Annotated in this window: 3 protein-coding genes; all 3 read right to left on the reverse strand. The window is 71.0% G+C overall.

Going from position 1 to position 19,548, the window contains the following annotated elements; all coding sequences use genetic code 11:
* Positions 1-113 precede the first annotated feature (113 nt).
* Genes SK803_RS13925 through SK803_RS13935 form a run of 3 tightly spaced genes read right to left on the reverse strand, consistent with a single transcriptional unit; the run spans position 114 to position 19,536 of the window.
* A complete protein-coding gene (locus SK803_RS13925) occupies positions 114-311 on the reverse strand; it encodes an MbtH family protein (RefSeq protein ID WP_266032438.1) in 198 nt (65 codons plus the stop codon).
* Positions 308-1,513, reverse strand: a complete 1,206-nt coding sequence (locus tag SK803_RS13930) for an MFS transporter (RefSeq protein WP_319966387.1) — start codon at positions 1,511-1,513, stop codon at positions 308-310. Before SK803_RS13930 ends, SK803_RS13925 begins: the two co-directional genes overlap by 4 nt.
* A complete protein-coding gene (locus SK803_RS13935) occupies positions 1,510-19,536 on the reverse strand; it encodes a non-ribosomal peptide synthase/polyketide synthase (RefSeq protein WP_319966388.1) in 18,027 nt (6,008 codons plus the stop codon). Before SK803_RS13935 ends, SK803_RS13930 begins: the two co-directional genes overlap by 4 nt.
* Between the last annotated feature and the right edge of the window lie 12 nt (positions 19,537-19,548).

Below are 19,548 nucleotides of genomic sequence, written 5' to 3' on the forward strand. Positions count from 1 at the left end.
GACTTGCCCGCGCCACAGCCCAACGCGGCCGTCGGCAGCCGGGATCGGGTGGCCTGATCGACGGCTCCGCCCCGATCAGGCCGCCCAGCCGCGATGGCCGGGCGGCCTGTCCGTCATTCCGCGGCCATCCGCTCGCGCAGACTGCGCGGCCTCATGTCGGTCCACACCTCGTCCACGTGGGCGGAGCACTCCTCCTTGGTGCCGCGGAACCCGTCCGGGCGCCACCCGGCGGGCACCTCGTGCGTGGCGGGCCAGAGCGAGTACTGCTCCTCGTCGTTGAGCAGGACCTGGTACTCGATGTCGTCCCTCATGCCATGACGTCCTTTCGTGGATATGCGCGGAGAACTGGATGCACGGTGACCAGCACCGTGATGACCGCGATGCCGCCCGCACACAGCAGCACCGCGCCTGGTCCGGGGAGCAGTTCGGCCAGCACGCCGCCCAGCGCCGGGCCCAGGGCGGCGGCCGTGCCGACGGCGACGTTCATGACGCCGCTCAGCCGGCCGCGCAACGAGTCGGGTGTGCGCAGCAGCTGGTAGGTGGTGATCACCGTGTTGGCGGTGGGCGCGAGCAGTGCCATGCCGGCGAACAGCGCGCCCATCAGGTAGCCGTTGGAGATGAACACGGCCAGCGGTGCCAGAAGGGTCAGCGCCCAGAACACGCCCGCGATCGCCTGGTGCGGCGACAGCAGCGCACTCAGGCGCGGGGCGATCAACGCCCCCACCACACCGCCGGCACCGAGCATCGCGGCCATCACGCCGATCTCGCCCAACGGCACGCCGCGGGACTGCGCCAGGACGATGATCACCAGGTAGTACGCGCTGAAGAACAGGTTGAGCGTCATCGCGCACCACGCCGTCACGCGCATCTCCGGCCTGCCCAGCACCCACTTCAGGCCGTCGAGCAGTTCGCGGGCGAAGTGGCGGCGCTCGACCGGCGGCGAAGGCGGCACCCGCAGGAAGAACAGGCCCACGAACGCCAGCGCGTGCGTCACGGCGTCGACCGCGAACGGCACCCAGCGGCCGACCGCCACGAGGAAGCCGCCCAGCGCGGTGCCCGCCATCTGCCCGATGGACGACCGTGCGGCGTTGAGCGACACGGCGGTGGCGAGCTGCGACTCCGGCACGATCCGCGGCAGACTCGCGTCCTCGGCGGGTTCGAAGAGCGCCCGGCAGGCGCCCAGCACCGCGGCCACGGCCACCATGTGCGGCAGGGTCGCGGCGCCTTGCCACAACGCCACCGCGAGGCTGGCCACCGCGACCGCCTGCCCCGCCTCGGACCAGAGCATGACCCGCCGGCGGTCCCAGCGGTCGGCCAGCACGCCGCCGGGCAGCCCGACGACGAGCTGGGCCACCGCGTCCACGGCGAGCACCAGGCCCGATGCCGCCGCCGAGCCGGTGACCATCAGCACGACCAGCGGGAAGGCGATGAGGGAGGCGTTGAAGCCCACCTCGGACACCGCCTGGCTGCCCCACAGCAGCGTGTAGTTCCGGTTGCGCGACAACGGGGTCATCGCACCTCCCGGCAGTCGGCGGCGATGGCGCGCAACGCCGCGGCGAAGTCGTCGACCAGTCCCGTGACGGGGACGCGGTGCACGACACCGAACGTCATCCGCCCGTCCGCCACCTCACCGACCACCTGCACGACGTGCGGATCTTGGTCGACGTGGTCGCGGCCGACCGCGGGCAGCACCTCACCGAACAACGACTCGTCCTCGGCCCGCGCGTCGAACTGACCGAGGTAGTTGAACGAGACCGGCGCCTCGACGCCCGGCACGCGGCCCGTCCAGCGCAGCGCGCCGTATCCGAAACCGTTGCCCGGCACCCGGCGCAGCTGCTTGCGCGCGGACTTCACCCGGTCGCGCCAGGAGGAGCCGGTGACCTCCAGCTGTACGGGGAACATCGTGGTGAACCAGCCGACCGTCCGGGACAGGTCGACGTCGTCGAGCACGTCCTCACGGCCGTGCCCCTCCAGGTCGATCGTCACCGCCGGCGTGCCGGTCCACCGCGCGAGCGCCCACGCAAGAGCCGCGAGCAGCACGTCGTTGATGCCGGTGCGATAGGCGGTGGGTGCGCCACGCAGCAACGCGTCCGTGGCCTGCGCGCTCAGTTCGAACGACGAAGCCGCATCCTTCGCTGCAGCGTCGAGCGGCTGGGCGGTGATCGACCGCCAGTGCTCGATCTCGTGGTCGAGCGCGCCCGAGTCCACGAAGGACTCCAGTCGGGTCGCCCAGTCGCGCACCGAGGTGGACTTGCGGCCGAGATCGATCGGCTCGCCCCGCAGCGCCTGGTGGTAGGCGGTGTCGAGGTCGTCGAGCAGGATGCGCCACGACACGCCGTCCACCACGAGGTGGTGCGCCACCAGGAACAACCGCCGCGGCCCGAAGAGTGCCGCCCGCAGCAGCGGTCCGCGGGCCAGGTCGAAACCCGCGTGCAGTTCGTCCGCCACCCGCTCGAGATCGGCCGGCGGGTGCTCGGACAGCAGGTCGGCCGGTTCGAACGGCGGATTGTGCTGGTGCCAGCCGGACTCGCCGGACGTGAACCGCATCCGCAACGCGTCGTGGTGGCGCACCAAAGCCTCCAGCGCCCGCCGGAGCGCGGCGACGTCCACGTCCGAGGTCAGCTCCACCAGGTGCGACTGGTTGAAGTGGTGCGGAGCCGTCCGGTCACCCGCGAAGAACCACCGCTGGATCGGCAGCAGCGGCACGTCGCCGACGACGTCCGCGCGGTCACCGGTGTCGGTCTCCGCCGTGACGTGCGGCGCGAGCCCGGCGATCGTCTGGTGGGTGAACAGGTCCTTGGCGGTGAAGTGCAGACCGGCGCGGCGACCGCGGGCCACGACCTGGATGCTCAGGATCGAGTCGCCGCCGAGCGCGAAGAAGTTGTCCTCCACCCCGACTTCCGGCACGGCCAAGACGTCCGCCCACAACGAGCACAGGGCACGCTCCACGTCGTTACGAGGTGCGACGTGCGTGGTGGTGGCGGTGAACTCGGGCACCGGCAACGCCTTGCGGTCGACCTTGCCGTTGGGGCTCATCGGAACCTCGTCGATCGCGACGAACGCCGACGGCACGAGGTAGTCCGGCAGCGTCTGCGCCAGGAACTCCCGCAGGTCGTCCGTGACGCCGACGACGTAGGCCACCAGCCGCTTGTGGCCGCCGAAGTCCTGCGCCACCACCACGGCCTCCCGCACGGACGGGTGCCTGAGCAACGCCGATTCGACCTCACCCAGCTCGACCCGGAAGCCGCGGATCTTCACCTGGTCGTCGGCGCGCCCGACGAACTCCAGCTCGCCGTCGCGATTCCACCGGACCACGTCACCGGTGCGGTACATCCGTCCAGACCCGAAGGGATTCGCGAGGAACCGTTCCGCCGTCAGCCCCGGCCGGCCGAGGTACCCGCGGGCCAGCTGAGGACCGCTGACGTACAGCTCACCCGGCACGCCGACGGGAACTGGCCGCAGCAACGAGTCGAGCACGTACACCCGCGTGCCGGGCAACGGCCTGCCGATCGGCGGCACCCCGCCCGGTACCAACGGCCCGCTCCACGACGTGACCACAGTGGACTCGGTCGGCCCGTAGGCGTTGATCATGCGGCGTCCAGGTGCCCAGCGGGCCACGAGTTCCGCGGTGCAGGCGTCACCGCCGACGACCAGGGTGCGGAAGTCGGGCAGCAACCCGTCCTTCTGGGGCACGTCCGGCACGGTCGCCATCGCCACCGGCGGGATCAACGCGTGAGTGACCTTGTTTTCCCGCAACACTTCAGCGAGCTGCTCGCCCAGCAGCGGCCCCTCGGGCGGCACGACCAGTGCGGCGCCGGCCGGCAACGACATGCACAGCTCCAGCACCGACGCGTCGAAGCTGGGGGAGGAGAACTCCAGCACCCGGTCACCCGGCCGGACCTCGAAGTGCTCGATCTCGGCCGCGGAGAACGACGCGAGCCCGGCATGCGTGACCACCACGCCCTTCGGCCGTCCCGTCGAACCGGACGTGTAGATCACGTACGCGGGCTGTGCCAGGTCGACCGGCACGCCGAGGTGCGACGCGTCGTAGCCGCTCGCGTCCAGCGGACCGTCCACGACGACGACCGGATCGGAGTCGCGCAGCATGAACTCGACGCGCTCGGCCGGATAGTCCGGGTCGACGGGCAGGAACGCCGCACCGGTCTTCAGCACCGCCAGCTCGGTGACGATGATGTCCACCGATCGCGGCAGCCGCACCGCGACGATCCGCTCAGGGCCCGCGCCGCGCTCGACGAGCGCCCTCGCGAGCCGGTTCGCCCGCGCGTCGAGCTCGGCGAAGCTGATCTCGCCCTCGGCGTGGATCAGCGCGGGAGCGTCCGGTGTGCGGGCAACCTGCCGTTCGACGAGCTGAGCGAACGAGCAGGGCGCGACCTCCTGCGCGGTCTCGTTCCACGCCTCCAACTGGTCCAGTTCGGCCGGGGTGAGCATCGGCAGCCCGGCCATCGGGAGTTCGGGTGCCGCGACGGCGCCGTCCACGAGCACGCGCAGGTGCCGCGCCAACCTCTCGATCGTGGCGTGGTCGAACAGGTCGGTGTTGTAGGTGATGGCGCCGTACAGCTCGTCGCCGGCCTCGGTGAACTCGAACGCCACGTCGAACGACGCCGTGTGCACCGGCAGGTCGACGTCCTCACCCACCAGGCCGGGCAGTGAACCAGCCCGGCTGGGTGCGTTCTGCAACGCCACCAGCACCTGGAACAGCGGTGTTCGGCTCGGGTCGCGGTCGGGCTGCACCGCGTCCACGACCCGTTCGAACGGCACGTCCTGGTGCGCGAACGCCTCGCGGACCGTCCCGTGCACCGCGCCGAGCAACTCGCGGAAGTTCGACGACTCGTCCACTGTGGACCGCAGCGTCACCGTGTTGACGAAGAAGCCGACGAGCCGTTCCAGCTCGGGGTGCTCGCGCCCGGACGACACCGTGCCGACCGCGATGTCGTCCTGCCCGGTCCAGCGGCGCAGCAACAGCGTGCACGCGGCGACGAGCGCCGTGAACAGCGTCGTGTCCTGGCCGCGAGCGAGCTCGCGCAGGCCGCTGGAGGGCAGCGCGACTTCGACCGTCGCACCCTTCGTGGTGTGCGTGGGCGGGCGCGGGCGGTCGGTCGGCAACTCCAGCGCGGGCACGCCGGCCAGCTGCGTGCGCCAGTAGCCGAGCTGCTCGTCGAGCGGCAGGGATCGTTGCCACGCGGCGAAGTCCGCGTACTGCACGGGCAGCGGCGGCAGCGGCTGACCGGCGTAGAGCGCGCTCAGCTCCTCCATGATCAGCCCGCCCGACCAGCCGTCCGTGACGATGTGGTGCATCGTCAGCGCCAGCACGTGCTCGCGCGCCGACACCCGGATCAGCAACGGCCGCAGCAGCGGGCCGGTCGTGAGGTCGAACGGCGTGTTCGCCTCACGCGCCAGGATCTCCTCGACGTCACCGATGGCCACCGGGATCTCCACCGGTGCCGGCGGGTGCACCACCTGCACGGCCCGGCCGTCGACCTCGCGGAACGTCGTGCGCAGCGACTCGTGCCTGGCCACCAGCGCGGTCATCGCCGCGGAGAGTGCCGCGACGTCCAGCTCGCCGGTCAACCGGACCGCCAGCGGCGTCACGTACTCCGTGCCGCCGGGCGTGAGCTGGTCGAGGAACCACAACCGCTGCTGCGCGAACGACAGCTCCAGCTCGCCCTCCCGCGACACCACTGGAATGGTGGTCATGCCGCGTCCCGGCAGGACCTGCGCGAGGCCTTCCACGGTCGGATGGCCGAACAGGTCACGCGGGGTCAGGTCGACGCCGAACTCCGCCCGCAACCGCGAGATCACCCGGATGCTGCTGATCGAGTCACCGCCCAGCTCGACGAACCGGTCGGTCACACCGACCCGGTCGACGCCGAGCACGTCGGCCCAGATGCCGGCGATCGCGCGTTCGGCGTCCGTGCGCGGCGGCACGAACTCCTGCGTCGTGGCGGACTCACGGCCGGGTTCGGGCAGCGCTCGCACGTCCAGCTTGCCGTTGTTGTTGAGCGGCAAGCGATCCAGCCGGACGAACGCCGACGGCACCATGTGCTCCGGCAACGCCGCGGCGGCTCGGGCGCGCAGTTCGTCGACCGGGGTGTCACCCACGACGTAGGCGATGAGCCGCTGGTCCTTCGCGATGACGGCCACCTGGTCGACGGCCGGGTGCAGCACGGCCTCGATCTCGCCCAGTTCGATCCGGAAGCCGCGGACCTTCACCTGCTGGTCCGCCCGGCCCAGGTACTCCAGGCTTCCGTCCCCACGCCACCGCGCCAGGTCGCCGGTGCGGTACATGCGTGCCCCAGAAGAAACAACACTGCCGAACGGGTTCGCGACGAACCTCGACGCGGTGAGACCCGGCCGGTTGAGATAGCCGCGCGCCAGCCCTTCGCCGGCCACGTACATCTCGCCGACCACACCCGGCGGCACCGGCCGCAGGTGCTCGTCCAGCAGGTAGATCCGCAGGTCCGGAATCCCGGTGCCGATCAGGCTGCCCGGTGCGGATGCCGCCAGCGCGGAGTCGAGTGCCAGGTAGGAGACGTGCACGGTCGTCTCGGTGATGCCGTACATGTTCACGAGCTGCGCGTCGTGGTGCGTGTACCAAGCCGAGAGCCGCGACAGGTCGAGCGCCTCGCCACCGAAGATCACGTACCGCAGTGCCAGCGGCACCTGTTCCTCGGCCATCAGCTGGTAGAAGGCCGACGGGGTCTGGTTGAGCACCGTGACCTGCTCGTCGTGCAGCAACTGCAAGAACGCCCGCGGTGAGCGCGACACCTCGTGCGGCACCACGACCAGCCGGCCGCCGTGCAGCAGCGGACCCCACAGCTCCCACACCGAGAAGTCGAACGCGAACGAGTGGAACAACGTCCACACGTCGTTCTCGTCGAAGGAGAACCAGTCCGAGGTCTGCTCGAACAACCGCACCACGTTCGCGTGCGGCACGACCACACCCTTCGGTACGCCCGTCGATCCGGACGTGTAGATGACGTACGCCGGGTTGTCCGCCCCGAGTGCGGTGACCGGGTCGGTGTCCGGGAAGCCGCTGAGATCTGGCAGTGACTCGAGCAACGCCACTGGCGCGGTGTCGGAGATCATCCGCGCGACGCGCTCCTCTGGATAGCTCAGGTCGATCGGCAGATACGCCGCGCCGGACTTGAGCACACCGAGGATCGCGACCACCAGGTCGGTGCCGCGCGGCAGCCGCAACCCGACGAACCGCTCAGGCCCGGCTCCGTCCGCGATCAGCCTGTGCGCCAACCGGTTCGCGCGGGCGTTCAGCTCGGCGTAGGTGAGGTCGCCGACCGCGACACGATCCGGTGTGCGGGAGACCTGGGCCTCGAACAGCCCCGGCAGGGTGGCGGTGGGCCGTCCCGTGGCTGTGCCGTTCCACTCGACCAGGACGCGGTGGTCCTCTTCGGGCGTCGTCCACCGCACGTCCGCGAGCGACTGGTCCGGCCGCGAGACGAACTCCCGCAGCACCAACGCCACTCGGCCGGCCAGCGACGTGATCGTGGACGCGTCGAACAGGCGCGGGTCGTAGGTGAACTCGAAGTGCAACGCACCGTCGTCGGCATGGGCTCGCACGGCCAGCGGAAGTGTTGTGGTGTCACGACTCTCCACCACGTCGACCCGCAGGTCGTCGTCCGCGCCGACCGGGTAGTTCTCGAACGCGAGCAGGCTGTGGAACAGTTCGCCGCCCAGCCGTGCCAGGGAGACGTGGTCGTACGCACGCGCTTCGCTCTGCGCGGTCTGCAGATCGCGCAACCACTCCACCACCGGGCGGCCGAGGTCGACGACCACCCGCGACGGGACGGTGTTGATGAACATGCCGATCATCGAGTCGGAACCGGGCAGCTCGGCGGGACGCCCGGACACCGTGGTGCCGAAGACCACGTCCCGTTCCCCGCTCAACCGCGCCAGCAGCAACGCCCACGCGCCCTGCACCACGGTGTTGACCGTGAGCCCGTGCTCGCGCAGGTCGGCCGGCGGCAGGTCGAGCGCCAGCACGGCGCTGGACTCGACCGGCCCCTGGGACCTGCGGTCGAACGGCAGCGGCGTCGGTGTGGTGAACCCGTCCAGCACCCGGCGCCAGTACTCCTCGGCGGCCGCGGTGTCCTGTCCGGACAGCCAGCGGAGGTGATCGCGGAACGGCCTGCGGGCGACCGGCTGATCGCCCCGGTACTCGGCGATCACGTCCGAGAACACCTGTGCCGTGCTCCAGCCGTCCAGCAGCACGTGGTGCGTGGACCAGACGAGCCGCACCCGATCGCCGGCCTGGGAGAAGTCCAGACGCAGCAAGGGCGACTGTTCGGGCCGCACGACCTGCACCGGCTCGTCGACGCCCTGCCAGACGACGTCCGCGCGCAACGCCGGCGTACGCGCGATCACCCGTTGCCAGGCCCCGCGGAAACGGTCGAGGTCAACGTCGAGCAGCAGTTCCAGCCGGTCGACGTACGCGTCGCTGTCGCCGATGCTGTGGAACACCATGCCCGACTGCAACGGCGTCAACGGGTAGACGTCCTCGACCTCGCCCAGCGCGTCGACCTGCTCCTGGGTGAGCCGGACGAGCGGGAAGTCGGACGGCGTGCGCCCGCCGGGGCTGGTGCGGCAGTGCTCGACGATCTCCCGCAACGCCAGGAGCATGTCGTTCGCCTGGCGACGAGCCTCGGCTTCGGGCAGCCCGTGGTCCCAGTCCAGCACGAGCCTGCCGCCCTCGACCGCGGCGGTGATCTCCACCAGGTGAGTGGGAATCTCCGGGACGTCGGTGTCCAGGCGACCGCGGAACACCCCGTCGGCCTCGCCGTCGTCCCACTGACCGAGGTAGTTGAAGCACACCTCCGGCAGGTCACCGGTCAGGCCGCTGTCCGGCGTGAGGTGGCGCAGCACCTCGTACGACAGTCCGTCGTGCGGAATGGCCCGCAGCTGCTCCTTGACGGACTTGAGCACGACACCCCAGTCGCCGTCCGGGAGTTCGAGCGACACCGGGAACTGGCTGGTGAACCAGCCGACCGTGCGGGACACGCTGTCGTCACGGCCGTGACCCTCCAGCGCGAACACCGGCGAGACGGCCTTACCGAGGGCGCTGAGCAGCACGTCGTTGATCCTGGTGCGGTAGACGCCGGGAACGTCGCGGAGCAACGCCGCGGTGGTCGCCTCGTCCAGTTCCACGGTGAAGTGGTGCCGCTCGGCGGGCACGGTCGCCGTGCCGAGCGGGATCGACCGCCAGTACGGCAAAGCATCGGCGAACTCGGGAGCGCGGCGGTTCAGCTGGTGCGCCCACTGGGTGAACGGCAGCGTGGCCGGCGGCAGGGGATCACCGCGATAGGCGGTCTCCAGGTCTTCGAGCAGGATCCGCCAGGACACCGCGTCGATCACCAGGTGGTGCGCGACGAGCAGCAACGTGCCGTCCACCAGCGTGGCGCGGAACAACGGTCCTCGCGCGAGGTCAAATCCCTCCACAGTGGACTCGAACTGCGGCAGGGGAGCCGTGGTCTCCTGCCTGCCGTCGACGAAGCGCAGCCGCAACGCCTCGTGGTGCTCGGCGACCGCCTGGACGGCACGGGCGAGCGCGTCGACGTCGGTGCCGGGCGCGAGTTCGAGGCGCAGCGACATCGTGTAGTCGTCACGGCGGACCTTCTCGAAGAACCAGTGCTGGATCGGAGTGAGCGGCGCCGGCCCGGTGACCAGGTCGTGGCCCACCGGGGCCGGCGCCTCCTGCGCGGCGGCGGCGAGCGCGGCGACGGTCTGATGGACGAAGACGTCCTTCGACGAGATCATCAGACCGTGCGCACGGGCTCGGGCCACCACCTGCATGCTGAGGATCGAGTCGCCGCCGAGCGCGAAGAAGTTGTCCTCGGCCCCGACGGTCCCGAGCCCCAGCACCTCGGCCCAGGTCCGGGCCAAGAGGACTTCCCGCTCGGTGCGCGGCGCGACGAACTCGCGCGACGCGAAGTGCGGCTCGGGCAGCGCACGGCGGTCGACCTTGCCGCTCGGCGTGAGCGGCAACGACTCCAGCCCGACGAACGCCGACGGCACCAGGTGCGCGGGCAGGAACCTCCGCGCCCAGTCGTCGAGATCCACCGTGCCCACCACGTAGGCCACCAGTCGCGTGTCCCGGCCGACGACGACCGCCGCCGAGATGTCCGGGTGGCGCAGCAGCACGGCTTCGACCTCGCCGGGTTCGACCCGGAAGCCGCGGATCTTGAGCTGGTCGTCGGCCCGGCCGAGGAACTCCAGCTGCCCGTCGTCCGTCCACCGCACCCGGTCGCCCGTCCGGTACATCCGGCCCGCACCGAACGGGTCGGCGAGAAAGCGTTCCGCGGTCAGCCCGGGACGGCCGAGATACCCTCGCGCGACCTGTGCGCCCGCCACGTACAGCTCACCGGGCACGACCGCCGGCACCGGCCGCAGGTCGTCGTCCAGCACGTACGCGCGCTGGTTGGCGAGCGGCCTGCCGATCACGGGCCGCGGTCCGGCGATGCGGCACCAGGTCGCGTCGACCGTGCACTCGGTGGGGCCGTAGAAGTTGTACGCCCGCACGTCACCGAGCTGGTCCCACAGATCCGGTGGCACCGCCTCGCCGCCGACCGTGATGATCTCCGGCGCCCGCTCCAGCAGCCCGGAGGCGATGAGTGCCCGCATGTGTGCCGGCGTCGCGTCCAGCACGTCGATGCCCTGCGAGCGCACGTGTTCCACGAGTGCCACCGCGTCGAGACGCACGTCGTCGGAAACCAGGTGCAGCTCATGACCGCACGCCAGCAGCGCGAGACCTTCCAGCGCCGTGTCGAACGAGAACAGGGCGGTGTGCGCGACCCGGAGAACGCGCGAGCCGAACAGCTCCCGGTGGTGTGCCACCAGGTTGGTGAGGTTGCGGTGCTCGACCGCGACACCCTTCGGAGTGCCGGTCGACCCGGACGTGTAGATCACGTACGCGGTGCTCGCCGGGTCGATTCCCACGACGGGGTCCGTGCCGGGGAATGCGTCGAGATCACCGATCTCGTCCAGCACGACCACCGGTTGTGCGTCGCGCAGCAGCAGTTCGACGCGTTCGGCGGGCAGCTCCCGATCCACCGGCAGGTAGGCGGCGCCCGACTTGAGCACGGCGAGCACCGCCACCACGAAGTCCGCCGACCGCGGCAACCGCAGCGCCACCAGGCGTTCCGGACCCGCGCCCAGCGAGATCAGCCGGTGCGCCAAGCGGTTCGCGCGCTCGTTGAGCTCGGCGAACGTGAAGGACTCGGCGGCGACCAGCGCGGTGGCGTCCGGCGTGAGCAGCGCCTGCCTCTCGAACAGGTGCGGGAACGGCGGGTCGGAGACCTCCAGCGCGGGACCCGCCTGCAGCGTGCCGTCGTCGGCCAGGAACGGCTCCCGGCCCGCCGCGATCTCGCCGAGCAGTACCACGAGGTGCCCGGCCATCCGCTCGATCGTCGGCGCGTCGAAGAGGTCCGGGTTGTACTCGACCGCGCCGAGCAGCACGTCACCGCGTTGCTGGAACTCGAACGTCAGGTCGCACGTCGACGTGACGACCGGCAGCCGCACCTCCTCGACATCGAGACCAGTGATCGACGGCACCTCGTCCGCGGTGTTCTGCAGCAGCACCATCACGTCGAACAGCGGGTTGCGGCTCGGGTCGCGGTCCGGCCCGACGGCGTCCACGACCCGTTCGAACGGCACGTCCTGGTGCTCGAACGCGTTCAGCACCGTCTGCCGCACCTGGGACAGCAACTCGCGGAACGGCCTGCCGTCCACTGTGGAGCGCAGCACGAGGGTGTTCACGAAGAACCCGACCACGTTCTCCAGCTCGGCCCGCTCGCGCCCGGACGTCACCGTGCCGACCGCGATGTCGGACTGCCCCGAGTACCGGCTGAACAGCAGCTGGCAGGCCGCCACGAGCGTCATGAACAACGTCGTGTCGCCGTCGCGCAGTCCCGCGACCGGCAGCTCGAACTCGTGCATCGCACCCGATGTCGTGCGCACGGCGGGCCGAGGCCGATCGGTCGGCAGCTCCAGCGGCGCCACCCCGGCGAGCTGCTCCCTCCAGTGCCGCAGCTGTGCGTCGAGGTCGAGACTTCGCTGCCACACAGCGAAGTCCGCGTACTGCACGGGCAGCGCCGGCAGCTCCCGGCCCTCGTACAGCGCGGCCAGCTCGTCGGTGAGGACCGCGGTCGACCAGCCGTCGGTGACGATGTGGTGCAACGTCAGCACCAGCACGTGCTCGTCGGCACCGAGCCGGACCAGCCGCGTGCGCAGCAACGGTCCGGTGCGCAGGTCGAACGGCGCGGTCGTCTCCTCCAGCAGGATCGCGTCGAGGTCGCCGTGCTCGGGTCGCAGCCGCATCTCGTACGGCTCGCCGATGATCTGCAGGCCGTCGGTGAACGTCGTGCGCAGCGACTCGTGCCGCGCCACCAGCGCCGTCAGCGCCCCGCTCAGCCTCGGCACGTCCAGCGGACCGCGCAGCCGCAACGCGGTCGGCGTGACGTACTCCGTGCCGCCAGTCTCGAACTGGTCCAGGAACCACAGCCGCCCCTGGGCGAACGACTGCGGGACATCTACCCGCGACACCACCGGAATCGTCGCGGAGTCACCCTCCCGCAACGCTTCCGCCAGCTGCGCCACAGTGGAGTGCTGGAACAACACCCGCGGCGAAACCTGCACCCCGAACGCCGCCCGCAGCCGCGCGACGACCCGGATGCTGAGGATCGAGTCGCCGCCCAGCGCGAAGAAGTTGTCCTGGGCGCCCACCCGTTCCACGCCCAGCACCTCGGCCCACGCGGCCGCGACCACGCGTTCGGCGTCGGTGCGCGGCGCCACGAACTCCGCGGAGGCGAACTCGGGCGCGGGCAACGCCTTGCGGTCCAGCTTCCCGCTGGAGGTCATCGGCAGCTCGGCCAGCTCCACGAACGCTACGGGCACCAGGTGCGCGGGCAGCATGCGGCCCAACGCCTCCCGGACCTCGACCTCCGGCGTGCCGACGAGGTAGGCGACGAGGCGGTCGTCCACCGCCACCACGGTGGCCTGCCGCACCCCCGGCACGTCCAGCAGCGCGGCGACGATCTCGCCCAGCTCGATCCGGATGCCGCGGATCTTGACCTGGTCGTCGGTACGGCCCAGGTAGTCGAGCACACCGCTGGAGAGCCACCGGACGCGGTCGCCGGTGGCGTACATGCGGCTGCCCGTCTCGAACGGGTTCGCCACGAACCGCTCGGCCGTCAGCCCGGCGCGGCCGAGATAGCCGCGAGCCACCTGCGCGCCTGCCAGGAACAGCTCGCCGGGCACACCTACGGGCACCGGCCGCAGGCCGTCGTCCAGCACGTACGCCCGCACGTTGTGCCCAGGCCCGCCGATCACCGGCCGGTCGTGGTCGGCGAGCGCGCAGTACGTGGCGTCGACGGCGAACTCGGTCGGCCCGTAGTAGTTGAGGCCGATCTCCCGCACCTCTTGCCACAGCGACTCGTCCACGGCCTCACCGCCGAGCATCAACGTCCGCAGCCCGGCGTCGAGCAGGCCGGTCGGGAGGAGCTGGCGCGCGTAGGTCGGCGTCACGTCCATCACGCCGATGCCGTGCTCCCGCACGTACCGCACCAGCGCGGGAGGGTCGAGCCGCAGGTCCTCGCCGATGACGTGCAGCTCGTGCCCGGCGGCGAGGAACAGCAGGCCCTCCCACGAGGTGTCGAACGAGAACGCCGCGGTGAGCGCGAACCGCAGTGTCACGTCGGGGATGAGCGTCGCCCGGTGGTCGGCGTAGAGGTTCGCTAGCTGGGCGTGCTCGATCACCACACCCTTCGGCGTACCGGTCGACCCGGACGTGTAGATCACGTACGCGGGGTGCCACGGCAGCACCTCGACGTCCGGGGCGTGCGCGGGAAACGCGTTGGTGTCAGGCAGTTCGTCCAGCACCAGCACGGGCTTCGCGTCGGCGAGCAGGAACTCCCGGCGGCCGGGCGGCAGATCGCGGTCGATCGGCAGGTACGCGGCACCGGCCTTCATGACGGCGAGCAGCGCGACGACCATGTCCTGCCGCGGCAACGCCAGTCCGACGAGTCGTTCCGGACCGGCGCCGTCCGCGATCAGCCGGTGCGCCAACCGGTTCGCGGCGGCGTCGACCTCGGCGAAGGTGTGCGGCCACACCGCCACCGCGTCCGGTGTCGCGGCGGCCTGCCGGGCGAAGACCTCGTGGTAGAGCTCGCCGGACGTCTCCAGGTCGGTCCACGCCGCCATGTCGAGCTCGCCCGGCACCGTCCACGGGAGCGTGCCCACCGGGCGGCGAGGGTCGGTGGCGATCCCGCTGAGCAGGACGTGCAGCCGTTCGCTCAACCGCTGCGCGGTGTCGGCGTCGAACAGGCGCGGGTCGTACGCGAGGTCGAAGCTCAACCGGTCGCCGAGATGCGCGGTGAGCGTGATCGGCAGAGTGGTCGTGTCGGTCGCGGTGACCTCCACGACGCGCGGCGCGACCGTGGACTCGCGGTCGAACGGGTAGTTCTCGAACACCACGACGCTGTCGAACAGCCCGCCGCCGAGGCGTGCCAGCGAAACGTGCTCGAACGTCCTCGCCTCGCTCTGCGCCTGTTGCAGGTCCCGGAGCCAGGACGCGGCCGGCTGGTCGTCATCGACGGCCACCCGCGTGGGAACGGTGTTGATGAACATGCCGATCATCGACTCGACACCGGGCAGCTCGGCGGGACGCCCGGACACGGTCGTGCCGAAGACGACGTCGCGGGTGCCGCTGTGCCGGGTCAGCAGCACCGCCCACGCGCCCTGCACCACCGTGTTCACCGTGATGCCGTGCTCTCGCACGGCCGTACGCAACGCTTCGGAGTCCTCAGTGGACAGCGAAACGCGGATCGACTCGGTCGACTCGGCCTGATGGGCCTCCGCGGGTTTGCGGTCGTACGGCAGGGGAGTGGGCTCGGCGCCGTCCAGCACCTCGCTCCAGTACCGCTGCGCGGCCGACGTGTCCTGCTCGGCCAGCCACCGCAGATAGTCGCGGAACGGCCGGCGGGCGAACACGGGTTCGCCGCGGTACTCCGCGACGACCTCGGCGAACACCTGCGCGGTGCTCCAGCCGTCCAGCAGCACGTGGTGCGACTCCCACACCAGCCGCACGCGGGAACCGCTCGACGGCGTGATGTCGATGCGCAGCAACGGGGACGCTTCCCGGTGCACCACCTGCACCGGCTCGTCCACGCCCTCCCAGACGATGCTCGTGCGCAGGACCGGCGTGCGGGCGATCACCCGGCGCCAGGCGGCGCGCAGCGCCTCGGGATCGTTGACGCCGTCGAGCACCAGCTCCAGCCGGTCGACGTACGCGGCCGGGTCGAGCAGGTTGTGGAACAGCATGCCGGCCTGCAGCGGCGTGAGCGGGTAGACGTCCTCGACGTCGGCGGGCAGCGCGTCGACCTGCTCCTGGGTGAGGCGGGCCAGCGGGAAGTCCGAGGGCGTGTGGCCGCCCGGGCTCGTCCGGCAGTGCTCGACGATCTCCCGCAACGACACCAGCATCCGCTCGGCCTCGGCCCGCGGGCTTTCCCCGGCGTACGACCACGTGAACCGCAGGCAGCCGCCGGCCACCATGCCGTTGACCTCGACCGGGTGCCGGGCGAGGTCGGGTCCGGGGACTTCGTGGCCGCCTTCCCAGTGACCGTGGTAGTTGAAGCACAGATCCGGCAGCTCACCGCTCAGGCCGCTGTCCGGTGTGAGGTACCGCAACGCCTCGTACGACAGGCCTTTGTGCGGGATGGACCGCAGCTGTTCCTTGACCGACTTGAGGACGGCACCCCAGTCCCCGGCGGGGAAGTCGAGCGACACCGGGAACTGCGTGGTGAACCAGCCGATGGTGCGGGACACGTCGGCGTCGAGCACGTCGCGGCCGTGGCCTTCCAGCGTCAGCTCCCGGCGACCAAGCGCGGCGAGCAGCACGTCGTTGACCTGCGTGTGATAGACGCCAGGCACGTCGTGCAGCAACGCCGCGGTCGTCTCCGGGTCCAGACTCACCGTGAAGCTGTGACGTTCTCCCACCGCCACACCTCCGGTCGGCTGACGACGCCAGTGGGACAGCGCGTCGCGGAAGTCCTGGCGCGTCAGGTGGTGCGCCCACTGCGTGAACGGCATCGTCGGCGGGTCGAGCTGCTCACCGCGCCACGCCTTCGCGAGGTCCTCCAGCAGGATCCGCCACGACACGCCGTCGATCACCAGGTGGTGCGCGGACAGGTAGAGCCGCGATCCGACCAGCACCGCGCGCAGCAACGGCCCGTTCGCCAGGTCGAAGTCGTGATGCTCGAACGAGTCCGCGACCTCCAGCACCGGCCGTTGCGCACCGAGTTCCATCCGCCCGTCCACGAACCGCACGCACAGTGCCTCGTGATGCGTCACCACGGCGTCCAAGGCGTGCTGAACGTCCACACCGGACGGCACGTCGACAGCCAGTGACATCGCGTAGCCGGTGTCGCCGTCGTGCTCGAAGAACCACCTCTGGATGGGCGTGAGCGGCGCGGGCCCCTCGACGTGCGCGATCTCCGCCTCGACCGCGGGTGCCGCCGCGAGTGCCAGCTCCGCCACGGTCTGGTGGCGGAAGACGTCGCGCGACGAGAGCTGGAGCCCGCCACGGCGGGCACGGGACACCAGCTGGATGGCGAGGATCGAGTCACCGCCGAGCCCGAAGAAGTTGTCGTCCACGCCGACGCGCTCGACACCCAGCACCTCGGACCAGATGCTGGACAGGGTCTCCTCGGCCGGCGTGCGCGGCGCCTGGAACTCCTCCCGCGCCAGCACCGGCGCGGGCAGCGCCTTGCGGTCCACCTTTCCGTTGCTGGTCAACGGCAGCCGGTCGAGCGTGACGAAGGCGGACGGCACCATGTAGTCGGGCAGGCTGTTCTTCAGCCACGGCCGCAGATCGGCTCGCGTGCCGACGACGTAGCCGACGAGCCGGTCGTCCCGCGCCACCACCACCGCGTCGGTGACGTCCGGATGCCGCAGGAGAGCGGCCTCGACCTCACCGGGCTCGATGCGGAAACCGCGGATCTTCACCTGGTCGTCGACCCGTCCCAGGTAGTCGAGCTGCCCCTCGGCCGTCCACCGCACCCGGTCGCCCGTGCGGTACATCCGGCCGTCCCCGAACGGGTTCGCCAGGAATCGCGACGCGGTCAGGCCCGGCTGTCCGAGATAACCGCGCGCGACCTGAGCCCCGGCCAGGTACAGCTCGCCGGCCACCCCGACCGGCACAGGACGCAGGTCGGCGTCGAGCACGTGTGCCTGCAGATTGCGCAGCGGCCTGCCGATCACCGGCCGGTCGCCCTCGACCCGGCACGACACCGCGTCGACCGTGCACTCGGTGGGGCCGTAGAAGTTGCGGGCGTTGGTGCCGGCCAGTTCGCGCCAGAGCCGTTCGCCCAGCGCCTCACCGCCGAGCATCAGCACGCGCGGGTGGTGGTCGAGCAGCCCGGCCGGGATGAGCTGCTGCAGGTAGGACGGCGTCAGGTCGAGGAAGTCGATCCGGTGCCGGCCGACGTAGGAGACCAGGGCGTCCGCGTCGAGCCGCACCTCGTCACCCAGCAGGTGCAGCTCGTGCCCGGCGGCCATCAGCACCGGGCCCTCCCATGAAGTGTCGAACGAGAACACCGCGCTGAGCGCGACCCGCATCCGCTCGCCGCCCGCGAAGTCGGCGACGTGGCTGTGCAGGAGGTTCACCAGGTTGCGGTGTTCGACCACGACACCCTTCGGCGTGCCGGTCGATCCGGAGGTGTAGATGACGTAGGCGGCCTGGGACGGCAGGATTCGCACCTCTGGGCCGACTGCCGGCAGATCGCCGGTGTCCGGCAGCGCGTCGAGCACCCGTACGGCACCGGCGTCGGCGCGCAGGTGCTCCTGACGGTCACGCGGCAGACCGGGATCGATCGGCAGGTAGATCGCACCGGCCTTCAACACCGCCAGCAACGCTACGATCGCGTCCGCCGTGCGGGGCAACGAGACCCCGACCACCTGCTCGGGCCGCACATCCGCACCGATCAGCCAGTGCGCCAAGCGGTTCGCCCGCGCGTCGAGTTCGGCGTACGTCAACGTCTCCGCGCCGCAGACCAGTGCCGTGGCTTGCGGTGTGCGCCGGACCTGTTCCTCGAAGATCGCGGTGTAGGTCGTCACGGGCGCGTCGAGCGCGGTGGAGTTCCACTCCCGCATCCGATCCAGCTCGGCCCTCGTGACGAGGGGCAGAGCGTGCACCGGCCGCGACGGGTCCTCGACCACACCGCCGAGCAGCACGAGCAGGTGCTCGCCGAGCCGCCGCACCGTCGCCGCGTCGAACAGGTCGGTGCTGTACTCCAGCACGCACTCCAGCTCGTCACCGCGCGGCGTGAACTCCACGGTCAGGTCGAAGTCCGCCGCCCACCGCTCGACGGGCACGTCCTCGACGGTGAGCCCGGGGAACGCCGGCAGTCCCCGCTCGGTGTTCTGCAGCAACACCATCACGTCGAACAACGGGTTGCGGCTCGCGTCCCGGCTCATGCCGACCGCGTCCACGAGCTTCTCGAACGGCACCTCGTCGTGCAGCGCGTGGTCCTGCCGCAGCAGGTCGGTGAACCGGCCGTCCACAGAGGACCGTACGACCGCGGTGTTGACGAAGAACCCCACGACCCGGTTGAGCTCCGGGCGGGTGCGGCCGGAGGTGACGGTGCCGAGCACCACGTCGGACTGGCCGCTGTAGCGGGCGAACAACACCTGACAGGCCGCCATCAGCGTGCCGAACAACGTGGTGTCGTGCTCCCGCGCGATCTGTTCCAGCCCACCGGTGATCGCGGCCGGCACCACGAACCGGTGTGCCGCGCCGGCACCAGTGCGTTCGGCCGGACGCGGCCGGTCGGTGGGCAGCTCCAACGGCGACAGACCGGCGAGCCGGTCCTTCCACCGCCCCAGCGCGTCGTCCCAGCGCTGCTCCCGGTGCCAGGCCGCGAAGTCCGCGTACTGGATCGAGGGCTCCGGCAACCGCTCGCCGCGGTACAGCGCGGCCAGTTCGTCGGTCAGCACACCGAGCGACCAGCCGTCGGTGACGATGTGGTGCGCGCCGAGCAGCAGCACGTGGTCCTGCGGCCCGAACCGGACGATCAGCGCGCGGAACAACGGCCCGTGCTCCAGGTCGTACGGCCGCGCGAACTCCGTCGTCAGGTCGCACTCACCGACAACGGGCACGTCGATGTCCCCAGCCGGATGGACCACCTGCACGGCGGCGCCGTCGCGTTCGGTGAAGGTGGTGCGCAACGCTTCGTGCCGCTCCACCAGGCTCTGCACACACCGCACGAGCTTCGCCACGTCGAGCGGGCCGCGGAACCGCAGCGCTCGCCCGGAGTTGTGGTCGTTGCCGCCCGGACGCAACCGGTCGAGCAGCCACAGCCGGTGCTGGGCGGGAGAGGTGGGCAACGGTCCGGTGCGCGGCACCGCCGGGATCACCGGGGTGGCGGGCACGGCACCCGCGAGGCGCTTGCGCAGCTGGTCCCGCAGGTGTGCGGGCAGGGCGGAAGCGCGGTCCTGCTTGGAGGTGGTCATGTGCTTTTTGGT

This window comes from Lentzea miocenica (assembly GCF_033949945.1).
Lineage (GTDB): Bacteria > Actinomycetota > Actinomycetes > Mycobacteriales > Pseudonocardiaceae > Lentzea > Lentzea miocenica.